The 21,527-nt window shown below is 72.9% G+C and carries 17 protein-coding genes and 2 pseudogenes; 11 read left to right on the top strand and 8 right to left on the bottom strand.

What is annotated here, in order from left to right:
- Positions 1-362: pseudogene (locus tag ABD329_RS24075) on the top strand (lysylphosphatidylglycerol synthase domain-containing protein); the annotation flags it as partial.
- A 197-nt stretch (positions 363-559) separates the two neighbouring features.
- Here ABD329_RS24075 and ABD329_RS24070 read toward each other — a convergent pair.
- Positions 560-1,195, bottom strand: a pseudogene (locus tag ABD329_RS24070) (RibD family protein); the annotation flags it as partial.
- On the bottom strand, positions 1,192-1,944 hold the full coding sequence (locus ABD329_RS24065) for a creatininase family protein (RefSeq protein ID WP_198280579.1): 753 nt from the start codon (positions 1,942-1,944) through the stop codon (positions 1,192-1,194). The gene ABD329_RS24065 and the pseudogene ABD329_RS24070, both read right to left, overlap by 4 nt.
- A gap of 97 nt (positions 1,945-2,041) precedes the next feature.
- On the opposite strand from ABD329_RS24065, the gene ribA reads away from it, so the two are divergent.
- From ribA to ABD329_RS24035, 6 genes are all read left to right on the top strand, one after another.
- Positions 2,042-2,698, top strand: a complete 657-nt coding sequence (gene ribA, locus ABD329_RS24060; RefSeq protein WP_198280580.1) for a GTP cyclohydrolase II — start codon at positions 2,042-2,044, stop codon at positions 2,696-2,698.
- 180 nt (positions 2,699-2,878) lie between these two features.
- Complete coding sequence (locus tag ABD329_RS24055; RefSeq protein ID WP_198280581.1) at positions 2,879-3,385, top strand: (2Fe-2S)-binding protein; 507 nt, start codon at positions 2,879-2,881, stop codon at positions 3,383-3,385.
- Complete coding sequence (locus ABD329_RS24050; protein ID WP_344316876.1) at positions 3,382-4,371, top strand: FAD binding domain-containing protein; 990 nt, start codon at positions 3,382-3,384, stop codon at positions 4,369-4,371. Before ABD329_RS24055 ends, ABD329_RS24050 begins: the two co-directional genes overlap by 4 nt.
- Positions 4,368-6,500: a xanthine dehydrogenase family protein molybdopterin-binding subunit gene (locus tag ABD329_RS24045; RefSeq protein WP_198281111.1), complete on the top strand. Its 2,133-nt coding sequence runs from the start codon at positions 4,368-4,370 to the stop codon at positions 6,498-6,500. Before ABD329_RS24050 ends, ABD329_RS24045 begins: the two co-directional genes overlap by 4 nt.
- Before the next feature lie 2 nt (positions 6,501-6,502).
- Positions 6,503-7,417 carry an NAD(P)H-binding protein gene (locus ABD329_RS24040; protein WP_198281110.1) on the top strand — a complete coding sequence of 305 codons (915 nt, stop codon included), beginning with the start codon at positions 6,503-6,505 and terminating at the stop codon, positions 7,415-7,417.
- Positions 7,418-7,473: 56 nt separating this feature from the next.
- Positions 7,474-10,044 carry a SpoIIE family protein phosphatase gene (locus tag ABD329_RS24035; protein WP_344316875.1) on the top strand — a complete coding sequence of 857 codons (2,571 nt, stop codon included), beginning with the start codon at positions 7,474-7,476 and terminating at the stop codon, positions 10,042-10,044.
- Between the two features lie 33 nt (positions 10,045-10,077).
- On the opposite strand, the gene ABD329_RS24030 is transcribed toward ABD329_RS24035, so the two are convergent.
- On the bottom strand, positions 10,078-10,920 hold the full coding sequence (locus ABD329_RS24030; protein ID WP_198281724.1) for a Rossmann-fold NAD(P)-binding domain-containing protein: 843 nt from the start codon (positions 10,918-10,920) through the stop codon (positions 10,078-10,080).
- Positions 10,921-11,001: 81 nt separating this feature from the next.
- Here ABD329_RS24030 and ABD329_RS24025 point away from each other — a divergent pair, with 81 nt between their 5' ends.
- Positions 11,002-11,967 (top strand): AraC family transcriptional regulator, encoded by a 966-nt coding sequence (locus ABD329_RS24025; protein WP_198281723.1) that lies wholly within the window; start codon positions 11,002-11,004, stop codon positions 11,965-11,967.
- Between the two features lie 67 nt (positions 11,968-12,034).
- Here the strand turns inward: ABD329_RS24025 and ABD329_RS24020 are convergent, their stop codons facing one another.
- A complete protein-coding gene (locus ABD329_RS24020) occupies positions 12,035-13,225 on the bottom strand; it encodes a glycosyltransferase (RefSeq protein ID WP_198281722.1) in 1,191 nt (396 codons plus the stop codon).
- A gap of 278 nt (positions 13,226-13,503) precedes the next feature.
- Here ABD329_RS24020 and ABD329_RS24015 point away from each other — a divergent pair, with 278 nt between their 5' ends.
- Positions 13,504-15,468, top strand: a complete 1,965-nt coding sequence (locus tag ABD329_RS24015) for a glycosyltransferase family 2 protein (RefSeq protein WP_344316874.1) — start codon at positions 13,504-13,506, stop codon at positions 15,466-15,468.
- 30 nt (positions 15,469-15,498) lie between these two features.
- Here the strand turns inward: ABD329_RS24015 and ABD329_RS24010 are convergent, their stop codons facing one another.
- The 4 genes from ABD329_RS24010 to ABD329_RS23995 all read right to left on the bottom strand — a co-directional run bounded on the left by ABD329_RS24010 (position 15,499) and on the right by ABD329_RS23995 (position 19,783).
- Positions 15,499-16,521, bottom strand: a complete 1,023-nt coding sequence (locus tag ABD329_RS24010; protein ID WP_198280653.1) for a glycoside hydrolase family 6 protein — start codon at positions 16,519-16,521, stop codon at positions 15,499-15,501.
- Positions 16,522-16,591: 70 nt separating this feature from the next.
- Positions 16,592-17,275, bottom strand: coding sequence for a cytochrome b/b6 domain-containing protein (locus ABD329_RS24005; RefSeq protein ID WP_198280652.1), 684 nt, complete (start codon positions 17,273-17,275; stop codon positions 16,592-16,594).
- Positions 17,259-17,993, bottom strand: coding sequence for a molybdopterin-dependent oxidoreductase (locus tag ABD329_RS24000; protein WP_198280651.1), 735 nt, complete (start codon positions 17,991-17,993; stop codon positions 17,259-17,261). The genes ABD329_RS24005 and ABD329_RS24000 overlap by 17 nt, the downstream gene beginning before the upstream one ends.
- Before the next feature lie 134 nt (positions 17,994-18,127).
- Positions 18,128-19,783: an FAD-binding dehydrogenase gene (locus ABD329_RS23995; RefSeq protein WP_198280650.1), complete on the bottom strand. Its 1,656-nt coding sequence runs from the start codon at positions 19,781-19,783 to the stop codon at positions 18,128-18,130.
- Between the two features lie 311 nt (positions 19,784-20,094).
- Between ABD329_RS23995 and ABD329_RS23990 the strand changes: the two genes are divergently transcribed.
- Positions 20,095-20,892 (top strand): hypothetical protein, encoded by a 798-nt coding sequence (locus ABD329_RS23990; protein WP_344316873.1) that lies wholly within the window; start codon positions 20,095-20,097, stop codon positions 20,890-20,892.
- Positions 20,893-20,921: 29 nt separating this feature from the next.
- Positions 20,922-21,458: an NUDIX domain-containing protein gene (locus ABD329_RS23985; RefSeq protein WP_198282390.1), complete on the top strand. Its 537-nt coding sequence runs from the start codon at positions 20,922-20,924 to the stop codon at positions 21,456-21,458.
- The last annotated feature ends 69 nt before the right edge of the window (positions 21,459-21,527 follow it).

Below are 21,527 nucleotides of genomic sequence, written 5' to 3'. Positions count from 1 at the left end.
CGGTCGGCGGGGCGAGGTCCGCGGCGCGCTCCTGGAGGCGCGCCGCGGGCTGCTGGCCCGGGGCAGCTGGCCGGGGCTGGTGATCTCCTCGGTGGTGGTGCTGGCCGGCCATCTGACGACGTTCGTCCTGGCCGCGCGGGTGGCGGGGTCAGACGCCCCGCTGACCGAGCTGGTGCCCCTGATGGTGCTCGCCCTGATCGCCATGGCCCTGCCGCTGAACGTCGGCGGCTGGGGCCCCCGCGAGGGCGTGACCGCCTGGGCCTTCGGCGCCGCGGGCCTCGGCGCGAGCCAGGGGCTGACCGTGGCCGTGGTCTACGGGGTGCTCACCTTCGCCGCGAGCCTCCCCGGTGCCGTGGTGCTGGCCGTCCAGGGTTACGGCCGGCTGCGGGGCCGACAGGTCGAGTTCGAAGAGGGTGTCCTCGCCGAGGGTGTCGCGGCGGACCGGCGGGCGGAGCGCGTTCCGCATGACGGTCGTCCCGTCGAAGCGCAGCCCGGGTATGCCGTCGCCGAGCAGGACCGGGGCCACGGTGACGTAGAGCCGGTGCAGCGCCCCCGCGTGCAGGAAGCGCGACACGGTGACCCCGCCGCCCTCGACGAGTACCCGGCCGAGCCCGCGCCGCCGAAGCGCCCGCACCAGGTGGTGGGGGGCGAAGGCGTCCGGGTCGTCGAGCGTCAGCACGTCCACGCCGTCCGGCGGCGCCGGCCGGCGCTCACCGGTGGTGCCCACCACCCACAGGGTCGGAGCTGAGCCATCGGTGAACACCCGTCGGTCGAGCGGCACCCGTCCGCGCGGATCGAGCACGACCCGCACCGGATGGGCGCCCGCGCAGGCGCGCACGGTCAGCTGGGGGTCGTCCGCGACGGCGGTACCGGCCCCGACGACCACCGCGTCGGCGAGGGCGCGCAGCCGGTGGAGATGGCGGCGGTCCTCCTCGCCGGTGACGTAGTCGGCGTCGCCGGTGCGGGTGGCGATGAAGCCGTCCAGGCTCTGGCCGAGCTGAGCGATGGTCAGCCGCGGCCCGGCCAGGCACAGCGGGAGGTAGCGGTCGACCAGGAGCCGGGCCTCCGGCGAGGCGGCCTCGCTCCACCGCCACCTGCCGTCCGGGCCCCGGACCAGACCGGTGGCCTCCGCGTCCGCCTCGGTCCGGACCGGGCGCAGCCGCTCCCACGCCTCTTCCGTCTCCAGGAAGGTCATCCCGCCTCCTTCTCGGCACCGACCAGGGAAAGATACTCGGCGAAGCAGTCGACGAGCCCGGCCAGGAGTTCCTTTCCCTTATCCGCGGACGCCCTGGACGGACGGCCGACGACCCCGGATTCGGTATAGGCGGACATACCGAGGGTGAGCAGATGTTTCCGATCGTCGGATATCCAGTCGGAGGTTTCATGGCCGGGCCGTACGAGTTCCGGATGGGCATGCAGGAGGATCGATGTCTCCAGTTCGCCCGCATGCATATCGCTGTTGGCCGGGGTGCGCACTCCGGCGCGGCTCCTGGCAACCTCCCAGTCGGCCGATCCGGGGAATAGCGCCATGCGGAAGTCAGTGCCCGCGGATTCCTGAACGACGTTGCGCAGTACGTAATTTCCGCCGTGTCCGTTCACCAGAATCAGACCGCGTATACCCGAGCGCCTGAGCGAGTCCGCGATATCGCGCACCACGGCGTGGAGGGTGGCCGCGGAAATCGACACCGTCCCTGGCCAGGCGGCGTGTTCATGGGAGCAGGAGACCGTCACCGGGGGCAGCTGGAGCACCGGGTACGCGGCCGCGATCTCGGCTGCGACCGTGCAGGCGATGACCGTGTCGGTCACCAGTGGGAGAAATGCGCCGTGTTGTTCGAAGCTGCCCACGGGAAGAACGGCGACCTCGGCCCGGTCGGCCCGCACTTCCTCCGTCGTCCGTGTCGGCAACACCATGCCGGTCTGCGGGCGCGTTCCCGAACCGCTCATATCTCGTGGACCTTTCATACGTCGTCCGGACAGCTTGTTGCTGCGGCTTTCTCATTCTCCTGTACAAGGGCGGTGGTTTTCCAGATAAGATCGGGACATGACAGAAAGTGATGGCGTGTTCGATGTCGACACCCGCACCTCGGGTGTCGAACGAGTGGTGAATGTCCGGCTGGCCACGAAGCATGGCGACTTTCTCGCGATCGGCTATCGGGACCTTGTGCGCGGTGATGAACAAATAGCGCTCGTATACGGCGATGTCGACGGGGAGGAAGCGCTTACCCGGCTGCATTCCGAGTGCCTCACCGGAGACGCGTTCGGCTCCCGTCACTGCGAGTGCGGCGACCAGCTCTCCGCCGCACTGAAGGCGATCGCGGCCGAAGGCCGGGGCGTCCTGGTGTATCTGAGAGGCCATGAGGGGCGCGGGATCGGACTGCTCGCCAAGCTCCAGGCGATGAAGCTCCAGTCCGAGGGGCTGGACACCGTCGAGGCCAACCTCGCCCTCGGCCTGCCGGCCGACGCCCGCGACTACAAGGTGGCGGCGGATGTGCTGCACGACCTCGAGGTGCGCTCCGTGCGGCTGCTGTCCAACAACCCGCAGAAGCGGGACGCGCTGGTGCGGCACGGCGTCCGGGTCAGCGAGCAGGTGCCGCTGCTGATGACTCCGCACAAGGAGAACCTCCCGTATCTGCTCACCAAGCGGGACCGCATGGACCACTATCTGCCCCATCTGGAAGCCGTGATCCAGCACACCTGAAGGAGGCCCTGGCCCCGGGCCGCGGCCTGGTCCACCGGTGTCGGCCGGCGAGGGGCCGCGGCCCGTATCGGTACGGAGTTCCGGCGGGACCATACCGCCGAACGGGCGATCAGTATGCATATGTCCGAGAATGGGGGTGCCGCGTGACGTTCCGAAGGACGACGATCAAGGGTAGGGACCATGGACCTGGAGATCGAGCTCCGGGTGGACGGGACCGAGCACCGCCTCACCGTCGACACCCGTACGACGCTGCTTGACGCCCTCCGCGAACAACTGGGGAACACCAGCCCCAAGAAGGGCTGCGACCACGGACAGTGCGGCGCCTGCACCCTGCTGCTCGACGGCCGCCGGATCCTCGGCTGCCTCGCACTGGCCGTCGCCCACCAGGGGGCGGACATCGTCACGGCGGCCGGGCTCACCGACGGTGAGCTGCATCCGCTCCAGCGGTCGTTCATCGCCCATGACGCCTTCCAGTGCGGCTACTGCACACCCGGTCAGATCGTCTCGGCGGCCGGGATGCTCCAGGAGGCCGGGGCGGGCTGGCCCAGCGCCGTGAGCAAGGACCCGGGCGCCACCGACGTGGTGCTCGACGACGAGGAGATCGCCGAGCGGATGAGCGGCAATCTGTGCCGCTGCGCCGCGTACGCGAACATCGTCCCGGCGATCGCGGAGGTGGCGCACCGATGAAGCCCTTTCGCTACGAACGCGCCGATGAGGTGCCGACGGCCGTCGCCACCCTGGTGAAGGAGGCCGACGCGGCCTATCTGGCCGGGGGCACCAATCTGGTCGATCTGATGCGCCTCGAGGTGACGACCCCGGAGGTGCTGATCGACGTCCGGCAGCTGACCTCGGACCGGATCGAGGAGCTGCCCGACGGGGGGCTGCGGATCGGCGCGGCGGTGCCCAACAGCGATCTGGCCGCCGACCCGCGGGTCCGGCGGCGCTATCCGGTGCTCTCCCAGGCGCTGCTCTCGGGCGCCTCGGGCCAGCTGCGCAACCTCGCCACCACCGGCGGCAATCTGCTCCAGCGCACCCGCTGCCCGTACTTCCAGAACGTCACCACCCCCTGCAACAAGCGCATACCGGGCTCGGGCTGCTCGGCGGTGCGGGGCTACCAGCGCGATATGGCGATCCTGGGCGCCTCCCCCGCCTGTGTGGCCACCCACCCCTCCGACATGGCCGTCGCGCTGGCCGCGCTGGACGCGGTGGTGACGGTGACCGGTCCGGCCGCCGAGCGGCGGATCCCGCTGACCCGGCTGCACCGGCTGCCGGAGGACACCCCCGAGCGCGACACCGTCCTGGAGCGCGGTGAGCTGATCACCGGCGTGGAGCTGCCGCCCCCGCACGCCGCGGCCCGCTCCCGCTACCGCAAGGTGCGCGACCGCGCCTCGTACGCCTTCGCGCTGGTCTCGGTCGCCGCCGTGCTGGAGGTCACCGACGGGGCGGTACGGGACGTGGCGATCGCGCTGGGCGGGGTGGCGCACAAGCCCTGGCGGGCCACCACGGCCGAGGCGGTGCTGCGCGGCGCGCCCGCCACTCGGGAGAGCTTCGTGGACGCGGCCGCCGCCGAGCTGGCCGCGGCGCGGCCGCTGGCGGGCAACGCCTTCAAGGTCCCGCTCGCCCGCAACACGATGGTCAGCACCCTGCTGGAGCTGCTGGAGGAGGCGCGATGAGCGACGTCACGGCACGCCCCCGCGCCATCGGCACCCCGATGGACCGTATCGACGGTGTGCAGAAGGTCACCGGCACCGCCACCTACGCCTATGAATGGCCCCTCGACCAGCCCGTCTATCTGTATCCGCTGCAATCCACGATCGCCGCCGGGCGGGTCACCGGGGTGGACGGCGCGCTCGCGGAGGCGGAGCCGGGGGTGCTGGCGGTGCTCAGCCACCTCAACGCCCCCACGCTGACCCGCCCGGACGACCCGGAGCTCGCGGTGCTCCAGACCGACGAGGTCGCCTGGCGCGGCCAGTTCATCGGGGCGGTGGTCGCCGAGAGCCTGGAGACCGCGCGCCGCGCGGCGGGGCTCGTCCGCGTGGACTACGAGGGCCGGACCCCCGATGTGGTGCTGCGCGCCGACCGCGGCGACCTCTACTCCCCGGTGGACGCCGCCACCTTCGGCTCGGGCGGCGGAGAGCTCCAGGACGGCTCGCCCGCCGACAGTGTGCTGGGGGACGTGGACACGGCGCTGGCGGCGTCGCCGACCATGGTGGACGCCACGTACTCCACGCCGATGTACCACAACAACCCGATGGAGCCGCACACCGCCGTGGTCACCTGGCAGGACGGTGAGCTGATCGTGCGCTGCTCCACCCAGGGCGCCTCCATGAGCCAGGCCCTGATCTCCGGGGTGCTGGGTCTTGAGCCGGGGCGGGTGCGGGTGATCTCCCCGCATGTCGGGGGCGCGTTCGGCTCGAAGGTCTACCCCCACTCGTACGCCGTGCTCGCCGCGATGGCGGCCCGGATGGTCCGGCGGCCGGTCAAGTTCTCGCTGACCCGGCAGCAGATGTTCGCCCTGGTCGGCTACCGCCCGGCGTCGATCCAGCGGATCCGGCTGGGCGCCGGCCGGGACGGCAGGCTCACCGCGCTCTCCCACGAGGTGATCGAGCAGACCGCCAGGGCCAAGGGGTACGCGGAGCAGGTGGCCGTCTGCTCCCGGATGATGTACGCGGCGCCGCACCGGCGCACCACCCACCGGCTGGCCCCGCTGGATGTCCCGGTGCCCACGATCATGCGGGCGCCGGGCGAGGCGCAGGGGATGTTCGCGCTGGAGTCGGCGCTGGACGAGATGGCGATCGCCTGCGGTCTCGACCCGGTGGAGTTCCGGATCCGCAATGAGCCGGCGGCGCATCCGGAGTCCGGGCTGCCGTTCTCCAGCCGCCACCTGACGGACTGTCTGCGCGAGGGCGCCCGCCGGGCCGGCTGGGACCGGCGCGACCCGGCCCCCCGTTCCCACCGCGAGGGGCGCTGGCTGGTGGGCACCGGCGTGGCCGCCTCGACGTACCCCTCCCCCCGCTTCCCCGGCAACGCGGCCACGATCCGGCTCGCCCCGGACGGCCACTACACGGTCCGGATCGCCGCCGCCGACCTGGGCACCGGCACCTGGACGGCGCTCACCCAGATCGCCGCGGACGCGCTGAGCGTACCCGTGGGACAGGTGGAGATGCGGATCGGGGACACGGCGCTGCCGGCCGCGTCGGTCGCCGGGTTCTCGGCGGGCATCAACAGCTGGGGCACCGCGATCTGGGAGGCGGCGGACCGGCTGCGGGCCCGGCTCCAGACCGAGCACGGCGGTATCGCGCCGTCGGACGGTCTTGAGGTCACCGCGGAGCTGCCCGGCGGCAATCCGGAGGCCGAGCGCCATGCGATGCACAGCTTCGGCGCCCAGTTCGCCGAGGTACGGGTGGACGAGGACACCGGCGAGGTGCGGGTGGCGCGGCTGCTGGGGATGTTCGACGTGGGCCGGGTCATCAACCCCAAGACGGCCCGCTCCCAGCTGATCGGCGGAATGACCCAGGGGATCTCGATGGCGCTGTACGAACACAGCGTGCTGGACCCGCGGTTCGGCCATGTGGTCAACCAGGACTTCGCCCAGTACCACATCGCCTCCGCCGCCGATGTCCACTCGATCGAGGCCCACTGGGTGGACGAGTCCGATCCGTACACCAACCCCATGGGGGCCAAGGGCCTCGGTGAGGTGGGCATCACGGGCACCGCCGCGGCCATCGCCAACGCCGTGCACCACGCCACCGGTGTCCGGATCCGCGAACTGCCCATCACCCTCGACAAGCTGGTGTCCTAGCCATGCCCGACGCACCGATCCTGGTGACCGGCGCCGCGGGCAGCATCGGGGCCGTCGGCCGCACCGTGGTGGAGGAGCTGCGCCGCCGCGGACTGCCCGTGCGCGCCATGGTCCACCGCGAGGACGAGCGGGCCGGGGCGCTGCGTGCCACGGGCGCGGAGGTGGTGGCGGGCGATCTCACCCGCGCCCCGGACGTGGCCCGGGTGCTGGACGGCTGCGGGCGGATGTACTTCGGCATGAGCGTCTCGCCGAAGTACCTGGAGGCCACAATGACGACGGCGGCGGTCGCCCGCGACTACGCGCGGCTGGACGCGCTGGTCAACATGTCGCAGATGACGGTCTCCCAGATGGACCTCACCAGCACCTCGGAGTCGACACAGCAGCGGGAGCACTGGCTGGCGGAGCAGGCGCTCAACTGGTCCGGGCTGCCCGTCACCCATCTGAGGCCCACCGTCTTCCTGGAGAATCCGCTCTTCACCACCTTCGTCTACCGCTCCATCGCGGAGGAGGGCACGATCCGGCTGCCGTTCGGCACCGGACGCACCTCCCCGGTCGCGGCGCGGGACGTCGCCGCGGTGGTGGCGGCGATCCTGGTGGCCCCCTCCTCGCACATCGGCAGGACCTACCATCCGACCGGCCCGGCCTCGGTCGACATGACCACCATGGCCGAGGAGTTCGCCGACGCGCTCGGCCGGCCGGTCGCCTATGTGGACGTCTCCTACGAGGCCTGGGTCAACCACGACCTGAAGGCTCTGGGCCTGCCCGACCACCTCTTCGACCACCTCGCCACGATGGCGCGGCTGCACGCGGAGAACCGCTACGACCGCTGGACCGACGACATCGAGACGATCACGGGAAGGCCCGCGACCGGGGTGCGGGAGTACGTCCGTGAGCACCCCGAGATGTTCACGAGATGACCTGGGCGCGATGGCCCATTCCCTGGAATACACCTCCAAGGGAGTAAATTTTCCCCATGGGCATGGATGAGGCCATCACCGCCCGGATACGCATGATCATCGAAGCGGGTGACGGGCTGAGCGGCCCGGATCTGCTCGGATTCGCGCTCGACCACGCCGTGACGGAGACCGGCGGTCTCGGCGGCATGGTGCATCTGCGCGGCCCCGGCGCCCGGCCGCCGCAGCTCACGGCGGTGCACGGGCTGATCCGTCCGGTCGCCCGGGACTGGGCGGAGGTCGAGCCGGCCGGCGCCAGCGCCCCGGCCCGCGCGATGGCCCGGGGCACACCGGTATGGGCGCCGGCCCTCGGCACCGCGGACGGCACGGGCCCGGCGCTGCCCGCCGGAAGCGGGCTGCTGGCGGTTCCGCTGATCACTACGGAGGGGGTCACCGGCGCACTGTCGGTGCTGATGGCCCCGGCCGAGCGGCCCGCACCGGAGCGGTGGGCGGCCGTCGAGGCGCTGGCCGCGTGGGCCGCCGCGCGGCTGCGGGAGGGCCCTCCCGACCGGGGCCGGGACCGGGACCGGGACGGCACCGGCGCTTCGCTGGCGGACGACCAGGTGAGCCAGGCGCTCTGGCATATGAGCGACGCGTTCTTCGCGGTCGACGGCGACTGGCGCATCACCTTCGTCAACGGCGAGGCGGAGCGGCTGCTCGGCACCGCTCGGACGACGCTCGGCAGGACGCTGTGGGACGCCTTCACCCGGCTGAGCGTCGACGAGGCCGAGCCGGGCCTGCGGGGCCGCTACCGGCGGGCCGCCGAGAGCGGCACCCCGGTCGGGTTCGAGGTGCGCTGGCCCACCAATCAGCGCTGGTACTCCATGCGGCTGGTCCCGGTGCCGAACGGGCTCACGGTCTACGCCGCCGACATCACCGCGAGCCGGGCGCGGGAGGCGGAGCGGGCCGCGGCCGAGCACGCGGCGGCCGAGCGCACCGCGCGGATCGGCGAGCTGACCAGCGCCCTCGCGCAGGCGCTGACGATGCGCGACGTGGTGAACGCCATCGCCGACCGGGTGCTGCCGCCGTTCGGCGCCTCGGGGATGGTGGTGCAGCTCATCGAGGGCGACGTGATCCGGATCGCCGGGGCCGTCGGCTATCCGCAGCCCTTCCTGGAGTCGATCGACGGGGCCTCGATCCATGAAGTGTCGCCGGTCTCCGAGGTGTACCAGAGCGGGGCGCCCGCCTTCGTCGAGTCGGCCGAGGAGTACACCGCGCGCTATCCCGGCATGGCCGGGCGGCCCGCCGCGGCGCAGAAGCAGGCATGGGCCTTTCTGCCGTTGATCGTCTCCGGCCGGAACATCGGCTGCTCGGTGGTCGCCTTCGCCGAGCCGCGCCGGCTCGACGCGGAGGAGCGGGCCCTGCTCACCGCGCTCAGCGGACTGATGGGGCAGGCCATCGAGCGCGCCCGGCTGTACGACATGGAGCACACCCGGGCCAAGGAGCTCCAGCGGGGGCTGCTGCCGCGTGCTCTGCCGTCGCTGTCCTCGGTCACCGCCGCCGCACGCTATCTGCCCGCCAGCGAGGGCATCGACGTGGGCGGCGACTGGTACGACGTGATCCCGCTGTCCGGCGCCCGGGTGGCCCTGGTCATCGGGGATGTGATGGGTCACGGGCTGTCCGAGGCGGCCACCATGGGCCGGCTGCGCACCGCCGTGAACACCCTGGCCGAACTGGAATTTCCGCCCGCCGAGTTGCTCACCCGGCTCAACGACGTGGTGAGCGAGCTGGGGGACAACCTCTACGCGACCTGTCTGTACGCCGTCTACGACCCGGTCGGCGCCACCTGCGTCTTCTCCAGCGCCGGACATCCGCCCCCGGCCGTCGTACGTCCGGGCCACCCGGTCCGCTTCGCCGGCGGCGCCCCCGATCCACCGCTGGGCGCGGCCCAGCCGCCGTTCGAGACCACCGAGGTGAGTCTGGAGGAGGGCAGTCTGCTGGTGCTGTACACCGACGGTCTCGTGGAGTCCGCCGCCCGGGACATCGATCGCGGGATGCGGCACCTGGCGAGCGCGCTGTCCAGCGCGGCCCGCGTACCCGGCCCGGAGGACGCCCGGGACGACGGGGGCCGGGGCGACGGGGCCCGGGGCGACGGGGGCCGGGGCGAGAGCGCCTCGCTGGAGCGGCTGTGCGACGAGGTGCTGGCCGAGTTGCTGCCGGAGAAGCAGCTCACCGCCGATGACGCGGCACTGCTCATCGCCCGCACCCATGTGCTCGCCCCGGACCACATCGCCACCTGGCCGCTGTCCGAGGGGCCGATCGCCGCGGGCGAGGCGCGCGACCACGTCCGGGACCAGCTGACCCGCTGGGAGCTGGCTCCGCTCACCCCCACCGCGGAGCTGCTGGTCAGCGAGTTGGTCGCGAACGCGATCCGGCACGGCAGGGGCCCGGTCGAGCTGCGGCTGCTGCGCGGCGAGGGGCTGATCTGCGAGGTGACCGACGGCTCCTTGACCACCCCCCGGATCCGCCACGCCTCGGAGACCGACGAGGGCGGGCGCGGGCTCCAGCTGGTCTCGGCCCTCTCCCACCGCTGGGGCACCCGCTACACCTCCAACGGCAAGTGCATCTGGACCGAACAGCCACTCCCCTGACGCCCCGCGGAAGGCGGCCGGGTCCGTCGCGCCTCAGCCCGCCCAGGCCCCGCTCCGCGCGGCCCGCCGCGCGTAGTCGGCGAAGTCCCCGGGCGCGCGCCCCAGGACGCGCCGGACATCGTCCGTGAGACGCGCGTTGCGCCCGTCCAGCAGGGTGGCGAAGAGCTCGGTCAGAAACGCCCCCAGTTCGTCCGGCAGCCCGTGGTCGCGCACCAGCGCGGCCCCGTAACCCTCGGCGGAGACCGGCACATAGCGCACCGCGCGGCCCGTCGCCCCGGCGATCTCCGCGGCCGCCTCGGCGAAGGTCAGCAGCCTCGGCCCGGTGATCTCGTACGTCCGGTCTCCGGGTACGTCCCCGGTCAGCGCCGCGACCGCGACCTCGGCGATGTCGTCGGCGTCCACGAAGGGCTCCTCGACGTCCCCGGCCGGGAAGACGATCTCGCCGTCGAGCACCCCGTCGCGCAGGATGCCCTCGTCGAAGTTCTGGAAGAACCAGCTCGCCCGCAGCACGGTCGCCGCCACCCCGGGCACCCGCACCGCCTCCTCGGCGGGCAGCGCCGCCGCCACGCCCCGGGCGGAGAGCAGCACCAGCCGCCGGGTGCCGCGCTCGGCCGCGCGTTCGGCGAAGGCGCGGAGGGTGGCGGCGGCGCCCGGGTCGCAGACGTCGGGGTAGTAGGCGATGTACGCGGCGGCGGCCCCGTCCAGCGCGGGCTCCCAGGTGCGCGGGTCCTCCCAGTCGAACGGCGTATCTCCGGACCGGGAGCCGATCCGCACCGGGTGTCCGGCCCGGTTCAGCCGGTCCGCGACCCGGCGCCCGGTCTTGCCGGTGCCGCCGAGCACCAGGACGGTCGGGTGTTCCGTGTTCTGTGTCGTCATGCGGCCAGTCAACTCGCGGACGGTGAGACGGTCCATGGCCGAGAAACTCCGCGGCATGCGCGAGCGTCTACGCTGTGCGCCATGGACGCGTTGGCGAGTCTGCTGGACGGCCCGCGGGCCCGGGGGGCCTTTCTGCTGCGGGTCGTGATGGAGCCGCCGTGGGCGGTGCGGATCGAGGACCGGGCCCCGCTGTGTGTGATGACCATGGCGCGCGGCGAGGCGTGGGTGGTGCCGGACGCGGGCGAGGCGGTGCGGCTGCGCCCGGGGGACGTGGCGATCGCGCGCGGCCCGGATCCGTACACGGTCGCCGACGACCCCGCGACCGCGCCGCGGGCGTGGATCCTCCCCGGTGAGGTGTGCCGCACGGCGGACGGCCACGACCTGGCCGAGGCGATGGCGCTGGGGGTGCGCACCTGGGGCAACAGCCCGGACGGCTCGGCCACGATGCTCATCGGCAGCTATCTGCTGGACGGCGAGATCAGCGGGCGGCTGCTGGACGCGCTGCCCCCGCTGCTGGCGCTGGACGGCGGGGTGTGGGACTGCCCGCTGATGCCCTGGCTCGGCGAGGAGATCGTCAAGGACGAGCCCGGGCAGGAGGCGGTCTTGGACCGGCTGCTGGATCTGCTGCTGATCTCCGTACTGCGGGCCTGGTTCTCCCGGCCGGAGGCCCGGGCGCCCGGCTGGTACCGGGCGCTGGGCGACCCGGTGGTGGGCCGCGCCCTGCGGCTGCTCCAGAACAACCCGGCCCATCCGTGGACGGTGGCCGGGCTCGCCGCCGAGACGGGTGTCTCGCGCGCTGCGCTGGCCCGCCGCTTCACCGCGCTGGTGGGCGAGTCGCCCATGGCGTATCTGACCGGCTGGCGGCTGGCGCTCGCGGCGGATCTGCTCCGGGATCCGGAGCACACCCTGGCGGCGGTGGCCCGGCGGGTCGGCTACGGCAGCGCGTTCGCCCTCAGCGCCGCCTTCAAGCGCGAGCGCGGCCTGAGCCCGCGGGCGCACCGCGCGTCGGCATTGAGCGTGGCTGACGCTTCGGGCAGCGAAAGCTGACTTCCGCCGCGCCACGCGGCTGATGCCCCGCCGCATGGGCGCGGCTGCCCCCGCCGCACGGGCCGTCTCAACCCGCGGGCGCGCCGCGCCGCGGCATCCGGCTGACGGGCGGCACCCGCAGACAGCCGTCCGGGCCGCAGGTGGTGGTGCGGTCGTAGAGGTCCATCAGACGGCGGGCGCCGCGCGCGATGTCGTAGCGGTCGACGGCGTCCGGGACCGGGAAGCGCAGCGGGCCCTGGGCGGCCTGTGCACGCAGGGCGGCGGCGAGGGCGGCCGGGCCGGAGGCGATGCGGCGGGCGCCGGGCGCGGCCCCGTCGGGCAACTCGTCGAGGGCGGGGCAGACCGTGTGCAGCACCGGCAGCCCGGCCGCCAGCCCCTCCAGCGCCGCGAGGCCGAACGCCTCCTCGGCGGACGGCGAGACCAGGACGTCCATGGCGGCCAGCAGCGCGGGCAGCCCCGCGGGGCGGTCGTCGGCCGGGGCCACCGCGCCGTCGCGCTCCCCCAGCAGCCGGACCCGGTCGGCCACGCCGAGCCGGGCGGCCAGGTCCTCCAGGGCGGGGCGCTCGGGGCCCTCGCCGACCAGCAGCAGCCGGGCGTCCGGCACTTCGGCGACGGCCCGCACCGCCGTGTCGAACCGCTTGTCCGCGACCAGGCGTCCCACCCCGCCGACCACGAAGGCCCGGTCGAGGATGGAGAGTCGGGCGCGGGCGGCCGCCCGGGCGGTCGGCTCGAAGCGGAAGTGACGGGCGTCGATCCCGTTGGGCACCAGATGGATCCGGCGGTTGGGCACGCCCCAGTCGCGCAGCCGGTCGGCCACGGCGGCCGAGACGGCGACCGTCGCCGAGCCCAGCCGTTCGGCGGCGAGATAGCGGGCGCGGAGGGCGGCGTTGAGCGGACGGCCGTCGATCCGCCGTTCGCCCAGGCTGTGTTCGGTGGCGATGACCGCGCGCACCCCGGCCAGCCGGGCGGCGATCCGGCCGAGCACACACGCCCGGTACAGATGGGTGTGCACCAGGTCGTAGCCGCCGGACCGGATGATCCGTACCAGCCTGGGCACGGTGGTGAGCTGCCGCTCGCGCCCGCCGCCCAGGGGCAGATGGGTGACCGGGATGCCGTCCGCGCGGATGCCGTGCGCGGTGGCGCCGGGGCCCGAGAGGGCGATGACGTCACAGCGGACCGGCATACGGCGCAGCAGCAGCCGCAGTTGCTGTTCGGCTCCTCCGGCCCCGAGGCGGGAGATGATGTGCAGGACTCTCATCGGGCGACTGCGCCCCATCCTCCGTATTCCGATGGGCTTCGATCGGTGCCGACCCTGCCAGACGGCGGGATGTAAATCACGTAAGACGCGCGCCGCTGGGCCGTCGGAGTGGGCGCCTTACGGACCGTCAGCAAAGGCGCGCCGAATATCCGATGTACACGCTGATGCCCCATGGGATTGTTACCTTCTCATCTCGCGCGATGACCTGAAGAATTATGGCCCGTATGGGTCATCGTGGCGCGACATTCGGTTCGAGCCAGCCCCGCGGGAGTGCCCAGATGTCTGCACCGACCCCCGTCAGAGATTCCCCCCGGAAAAGCCCCGCCCGCGCCGTAGCCGGGCCACCGCCCGCGCGTACCGCGTCGGATTCCCGCGTCCCGCACCACCGTCCCGCCCCGGTATACGAGTACAAGCGGTACAGCGAACTGGCGGGCCCGCTGACCAAGGCCCCCACGGACCGCCCCTACCGGGTGCGCTGCCGCAGCCTGCTGGCGCAGGAGCCGCACCGGATCCGCGCCGCGCTGCTGCTGTGCGCGGCGCCGGTGTGCTCGGCGGTGCTGCTGCTGTGGCTGCTCCACCCCGACCACTGGGTGGAGCGGGACTACGCGCCGGGGTGGCAGCGGGCGGCGGATCTGGCGATGCTGGTCTCGATCGCGCTGATCGAGGGGTTCCGCCTGTTCACGGTCGTCTCCAACGCCCATGCCACGCTGGTGGCGCGGGATCCGGTGCCGGTGGTGGCCGAGCCGGGGACCCGGGTGGCGTTCCTGACCAGCTTCGTGCCCGGCAAGGAGCCGATCGCGATGGTCCGGGCCACGCTGGAGGGGGCGGTGCGGATCCGGCACACCGGGCCGCTGGACGTCTGGCTGCTCGACGAGGGGGACGACGACGAGGTCAAGGCGCTGTGCGCGCGGCTGGGCGTACGGCACTTCTCCCGCAAGGGCATCGAGAAGTGGAACCAGCCGAAGGGCGCTTTCCGGGCGCGGACCAAGCACGGGAATTACAACGCCTGGCTGGACGCGCACGGCGACGGCTATGAATTCATGGCGTGTGTGGACACCGACCATGTGCCGCTGCCCAACTTCCTGGAGCGCATGCTGGGTTACTTCCGGGATCCGGATATCGCCTTCGTGGTCGGCCCGCAGGTCTACGGGAATTACGACACCCCGGTCACCAAGGCCGCCGAAAGCCAGCAGTTCCTTTTCCACGCGCTGATCCAGCGGGCCGGAAACGCCTATGGCGGCCCTATGTTCGTGGGCACCAACAACGTGGTGCGGATCAGCGCGCTGCGCTCGATCGGCGGGCTGTACGACTCGATCACCGAGGACATGGCCACCGGCTTCGAGCTGCACCGCCACCGCAACCCGGCGACCCGGCGGAAGTGGCGCTCGGTCTACACCCCCGATGTACTCGCGGTCGGCGAGGGGCCGAGCACCTGGACGGACTTCTTCACCCAGCAGATGCGGTGGAGCCGCGGCACCTACGAGACCGTGCTCAAGCAGTTCTGGAAGGGGACGTTCACCCTGTCGCCGGGCAAGCTGCTGAACTACTCGCTGATGATCGCGTACTACCCGATGACCGCGGTCAACTGGCTCCTCTCCGCGCTGTCGTGCGCGCTGTTCCTGGTGCTTGGCGCCGCCGGGATCCATATCCCGGCCGAGATGTGGATGATGCTCTACAGCGACGCGGCGATGCTCCAGATCGGGCTGTACGTCTGGAACCGGCGGCACAACGTCTCCCCGCACGAGCCGGAGGGCTCCGGCGGGCTGGCCGGGATGCTGCTCTCGGCGCTGTCCGCGCCGATCTACGCCAAGTCGCTGTGCGACGCGGTGCTGCGGCGCACCAGCCGGTTCGTGGTCACACCCAAGGGCGACTCGTCCAGCCCCGACCGGCTCGCCACGTTCCGTATCCATCTGCTGTGGGCGGGGGTGTTCGGCTCCTCGCTGGTCGGCTCGTTCTTCCTGGGGCACACCCATGCGGTGATGCGGATCTGGGCGGTGCTCGCCCTGGCCCTGTGTCTGGCTCCGGTGGCGATCTGGTCGGTGTGGCTGCTGCGCCGCGGCCGGAAGCGTCCGGCGCGTGGCACGGTGCCGACGGCGCGCGACGCGGCCAGCCCCTGCGCGACGCCGAAGGACAAGCGCCCCGAAGGGGCGCGGGGCCGTGTCGACGCGGGCTCCGCCGCGGCCGTGTCGATGTGCGGCTCCGCCGCGTGGGCGACCGGCCACAACGGCGCCGCGGCCGATTGACGACACGTCAGGGCACCTCCGGCGGAGCGCTCAGCGGTGGTGGGAGGCGTTACGGGCCAGGTCGAGGGCGTACTTGGTCCACCAGCGGCCCGCCGGGGGCCCGCCGTTGCAGGTGCCGTCGGACTCCCCCGGCCGTTTGATCCACAGATAGGCGTCCACGAGGGGGTCCCCGGTGTGGGTGCTGGGCGGCTCGCCCAGCGCCCGCCCCGGCGGGTTGCACCAGGAGTCCCGCGCTCGGATGCCGTGCCGGGCCGCGCCGTGGGCCCGCAGCGGGCCGTTGCCGTTGCGGCTGGTGTCGATGATGAAGTGGGCCTTGTCGAGGGCGGTGGAGAGCCGGTGGCCGTACGCCTTGGTGCGGCGGGTCGGCTGGAAGTTGGAGACGTTCAGCGCGAAGCCGTCCGCCTGCTCGATACCGGCCTCGCGCAGCGGCCTTACCAGCCGGGCGGGATTCTTGATCCAGTTCGGGTTCCCCGCGTCCAGGTACACCTTGACGTGGGGCAGCGCGGCGAACAGGGCGACCGCGTCGCGGAGCATCTCCAGCCGGGCCTTGCGCAGTCTGCGCGGCACACAGCGGTCGACCAGCTGGGCCACCGCGTCGGGCTCCAGGACGACGATCGCCCGGCGATCGCCGATGCCCAGCGTGAACTGCTCGATCCACCACCGGTAGGCCGCGCGGTTCCGCGCGCCGCCCGCCGAGTAGCGCCCGCAGTCGCGGTACGGGATGTGATAGGCCACCAGAACCGGGATGGAGCCGGTCCGCGCCGCCGATTCGGTGATGGAGCGGGCCCGTTCCCGGGGCGGCGCGGGTCCGAACCATTCCGCGACCGGCTGCTGGGCGATCCGCCGGATGAGCGCGGCGTCGCCGTTCTTTCCCTCGTGTTCCCGTTCATGAGCCTGCCGGGCGGCGGGGCTGTCCGGGTTCACCCAGAGCCCGCCGCGCCGCATCGGGGACTCGTACATGCGGCATCCGCTCAGCGGAAGCATCGCCGCGAGACATACGGCGGCGTGCAGCCAAAGCCGCATAACGGTTGTTCTTGCGCCTTTCTCTCGCATGCGATGCATCATGGCACCGCGTGTCACGGGTTCAGCGGACGCGGCGTGCGTGGCCACCGGTTTGGGGCCCTCAGTCCTCCCGGCGCTCCCGCGCGTCCTCGTCCGTACGCCACAGGGGGTGCTCCCGGGCCGCCCACGCCCGCTCCACCCGGCCCGTGCGCATCCCGCGCCGGGCCTCCGGATCGGCGAGCGCCTTGCCGATGTGGCCGAGCAGGACGATGCCGACGGCCAGCGCCAGCCAGTCGTGGACGAAGGTGGCGCTGGTGCGCCACACCAGCGGGGCCAGACCGGTGAACCACATCAGCAGCCCGGTGCCCGCCATCACCAGCACCGCGCCCGCGATGTACCCCGCGTACAGCTTCTGCCCGGCGTTGAACTTCCCCGCCGGGCGTTCCTGGGGCCGGTGGTCGCGCCGCAGCGCCGCGCGCAGCCAGCGGCGGTCGTGCGGGCCGAAGCGGTTGAGGCGGGTGAGATCGGCGCGGAAGGCGCGGGAGACGAGGCCGAGCAGGACCGGGAGGGGGGTCAGGATGCCGGTCCACTCATGGACGGTGACGACGAGCGCGCGGCGGCCGACGAGTTCGGCGAGCGCGGGCAGATAGAGACAGGCCGCGCTGACCACACACGCGCCCAGCAGGAGGGCCGTGGTGCGGTGGATCCAGCGCTCGGCGGGGCTGAATCGGAGCACCCGGGAGCCGCCGTCCCGGTCGCCGGACCGCCGAGCCGGAGCCATCGCCTCCTCAGGCGGTGGGGTCATCGTCCCGTCCGTTCGACTTGCCGACCCAGGCGTCGACGTCATAGCCCCGCTCCTCCCAATAGCCGGGCCGCACGTCGTCGGTGACGGTGATACCGGAGAGCCATTTCGCCGACTTGTAGAAGTACATCGGCGCCACATACAGCCGCACCGGCCCGCCGTGGGAGTGGCCGAGCGGCTTGTCCCGCAGCTTCAGCGTGACCAGCACGTCCGGCCGCCGCGCCTGGTCGAGGGTCAGGCTCTCGCTGTACGCGCCGTCGAAGCAGGTGAAGCGGACCGCCTTGGCGTCCCGGCGCACCCCGGCGGCGTCGAGCAGCGCCGACAGCCGCACGCCCTCGAACGGGGTCTCGGGCACCCGCCAGCCGGTGACGCACTGGACGTCGCGCACCAGGCGGGTCTGCGGCAGCGCGCGCAGATCGGCGAGGCGGTACGCGCCGGGCCTGTCGACGAGTCCGTCGACGGTGAGCCGGTAGCTGTCGGCGTCCTTGTGGGGCACGGAGGAGGTGACGGAGTAGTAGCGGAAGCCGCCGCCGTTGGGGAGGAGTCCGGTCACCCCCGTCGGGTCCTTGTCGGCCACCGCGCCCAGCGCGGTCTCCAGCCTGCCCTGGAGCCAGGGGGCAGCGGCCATCGCGCCCGCGCCGAGGCCCAGCATGCCGAGGACGAGGCGCCGGCCGACGGGCGTGCCGTCGCCATCCGATCCGGCACCGGTGTTGGGGTCCATGGACTGATGAGAGCACCGGGCGGGGGCGGTGCGCCATCTCCTGCCGGGATTCGTCAGACTTCGGTAAGACTCCGGGGGCCGGCGGCGTACCGGGGGGCACGCCACTACGGTCTACCCCACCGTCTGCCCCACCCCTACCCCACCGCCTTGGCCGCCGCCCGGCCCGCCGTACGGCCCGAGAAGAGGCAGCCGCCCAGGAAGGTGCCCTCCAGGGAGCGGTAGCCGTGCACTCCGCCGCCGCCGAAGCCCGCCGCCTCCCCGGCCGCGTAGACGCCGGGCAGCGGTTCGCCGCCCTCGGTCAGGACGCGGGAGGAGAGGTCGGTCTCGAGGCCGCCGAGCGTCTTACGGGTCAGGATGTGCAGCCGCACGGCGATCAGCGGGCCCGCCTTGGGGTCGAGGACGCGGTGCGGGGCGGCGGTGCGGATGAGGCGGTCGGCGATGTACTTGCGGGTCCCGCGCAGGGCGGTGACCTGGAGGTCCTTGGTGTAGGGGTTGGCGATCTCGCGGTCCCGGGCCTCGATCTCCCGGCGCAGTTCGGCCTCGTCGATGAGCGGCTCCTTGGTGAGCTCGTTCATCCGCCGGACCAGCGCGGGCAGCGACCGCTCGACGATGAAGTCGGCGCCGTGGTCCATGAACGCCTGGACCGGGCCCGGCGCCCCGGCCCGCCCGCGGCCGATCACATCGCGGACGCTCTTGCCGGTGAGGTCCGGGTTCTGCTCGGAGCCGGAGAGCGCGAACTCCTTCTCGATGATCTTCCGGGTGAGCACGAACCAGGTGTAGTCGTGGCCGGTCCGCATGATGTGCTCGAGCGTGCCGAGGGTGTCGAAGCCGGGGAACAGCGGCACCGGCAACCGCTTGCCGCGCGCGTCGAACCACAGGGAGGACGGGCCGGGCAGGATGCGGATGCCGTGCCGGGGCCAGATGGGGTTCCAGTTCTGGATGCCCTCGGTGTAGTGCCACATCCGGTCGCGGTTGATGATGCGTCCGCCGGCCTCCTCGGCGATGCCGAGCATCCGGCCGTCCACATGGGCCGGGACCCCGGAGATCATGTGCTCGGGCGGGGAGCCGAGCCGCTCGGGCCAGTTGGCGCGGACGAGGTCGTGGTTGCCGCCGATGCCGCCGGAGGTGATGATCACGGCCTGGGCGCGCAGTTCGAAGGCCCCGGTGACCTCGCGGCCGCTGGGCGAGCCGCGCTCGGCCCGGCTGGGCTCCAGGATGTCGCCGGTGACGGTGTCGACCGTGCCCGCGCTGCGGGCCAGCCCCGTCACCCGGTGCCGGAAGCGCAGCTCGACCAGGCCGCGGGCGACGGCCGCCCGCACCCGCCGCTCGAAGGGGGCCACGATGCCGGGCCCGGTGCCCCAGGTGATGTGGAAGCGGGGCACGGAGTTGCCGTGGCCGGTCGCGTCGTAGCCGCCGCGCTCGGCCCAGCCGACCAGCGGGAACAGCCGCAGCCCCTGGGCGTGCAGCCAGGACCGCTTCTCGCCGGCCGCGAAGTCCACGTACGCCTCGGCCCAGCGGCGCGGCCAGTGGTCCTCCTCGCGGTCGAACCCGGCCGTGCCCAGCCAGTCCTGCCAGGCGAGTTCATGGCTGTCGCGGATGCGCAGGCGGCGCTGCTCGGGCGAGTCGACGAGGAAGAGACCGCCGAAGGACCAGTGGGCCTGGCCGCCGAGTGACTGCTCGGGCTCCTGGTCGAGCAGGATCACCTTACGGCCGGCGTCGGCCAGTTCGGCGGTGGCCGCGAGGCCCGCGAGCCCCGCGCCGACCACGATCACATCCGCGTCGTACGCCATGGTGTGGTGTCCCGTTCTCGTGAGCCCGCCGACGGCCGCCGGCGGTGTGGCGACGGTGTACCGCCGGAGCCATGACCGCCGATCCTGCCTACCGGCCAGTACGGCGTCAACCCGGGTGTGGGAGCGGTTTCCGGCCGCCGTCGGCCCGGTGCCGAACGGTCAACTCCCTCCGCGCAACCTGGGCGTGGAACAAAAGGTCACATTCGTTCACTGACATTGGACAGGGTTCGGCCAAACGGGCATCATCATCGACCATGGCTGACCGCTCCGTTGAGCACTCAGGGCCGAGGCCCGATGTCGAACGTCGTGTGGTGAACCCGACGCTCATCACGCCCGGCCCACAGCCCCTCTTAGCCGCGCCGGACGCGGACGAGGCACCACAGGTGCTCCGCGGCGAGGTGGTCGGCCCCCGGCACGCCCGCCGCCGCCCGGCGGACAACCGGCGCAAGGCGGCCGCCGGGGCGATTCTGCTGTCGGCCACCGGCGCGGCCACCGCGCTCTTCATGCTGATGGGCAAGGACGCCGGGCAGGCGACGGCCGCCTCCGGCCACGATAGCTCGTCGGCCGCGCCCGACGAGCCCGAGAGCCATGCCGTCCCGTACGCCGAGGCGGCGAAGGGCAAGACCCCGCTGCGCGGCGCCCGCGCCGAGAAGCCCAAGCCGCGGCCGCCGGCCGCGGCCCAGCCGACCGCCCAGGCCCCGGCGGGCGACTCCACGCCGGACAAGCCCGCGGCGCCGTCGTCCGGCAAGGGCCGCTCCACCCCGTCCTGGCCGGGCTGGTCGTCCCGGGGACCGGGGCAGTACGACGACTGGCAGGACGCGGTGGACGCGTTCGACAGCTGGGCCGAGCAGCAGGCGAGGCAGCACGGCCAGGGCGGCCAGGACGGCGGCTCGGGGCCGTACGGGCCGGGGCAGGGCCAGGGGCAGGGCGGCGGTTACGGGGGCGGCTACGGCGGCGGGAACGGGAGCGGCGGCGGAAACGGCTACGGCGGGGGCTATGGCGACGGGAACGGCCATGGCGGGGGCAACGGCCACAGCGGCGGGAAAGGCTATGGCGGGGGCTATGGGGGCGAGTACGGGGGCGGCTACGGCGGTGGCCACCGGCGCTGACCGCGCCCCAGATCTGCTTGTATGGCGGTATGCCTGATCAGGAACCGCTTTCCGCCGACGAACTGCTGGACATCGTGGACGAGCGGGATCGCGTGGTGGGCCAGGCCCGGCGCGGTGACGCCATGGCCCACCGGCTCCGCCACCGCTGCGTCTTCATCCAGGCGCGGGACGCCGAGGGCCGGATCTTCGTCCACCGCCGCACCGCCGAGAAGCTGGTCTTCCCCTCGCTGTACGACATGTTCGTCGGCGGGGTCGTCGGCGCGGGCGAGGGCTACGACGAGGCGGCGCTGCGCGAGGCGGAGGAGGAGCTGGGGGTGCGCGGGCTGCCCGCGCCCGTACCGCTGTTCTCGTTCCTCTACGAGACGCCCGAGCACACCTGGTGGAGCCGGGTCTACGAGGTGCGCTGCGAGCTGCCGGTCGAGCCGCAGACCGAGGAGGTCGCCTGGCACGCCTTTCTCACCGAGGAGGAGCTGACGCGGCGGCTGCCGGAGTGGGAGTGGGTGCCGGACGGGTGGGAGGCGTACCGGCGGCTGGTGGAGTGGCGCCGTGAGAAGGTCGAAAGGTGACGGATTCTTCCGGGCCCGGGCCCTCGGGCCCCGGGCCCTCGGAGCCTTCCCGCCACACCGGGCCGCGTG

Source organism: Streptomyces javensis (assembly GCF_039525925.1).
Taxonomy (GTDB): domain Bacteria; phylum Actinomycetota; class Actinomycetes; order Streptomycetales; family Streptomycetaceae; genus Streptomyces; species Streptomyces asiaticus.
The sequence above is the reverse complement of the archived record's forward strand: the minus strand, read 5'-3'. Positions and strand labels throughout refer to the sequence as shown.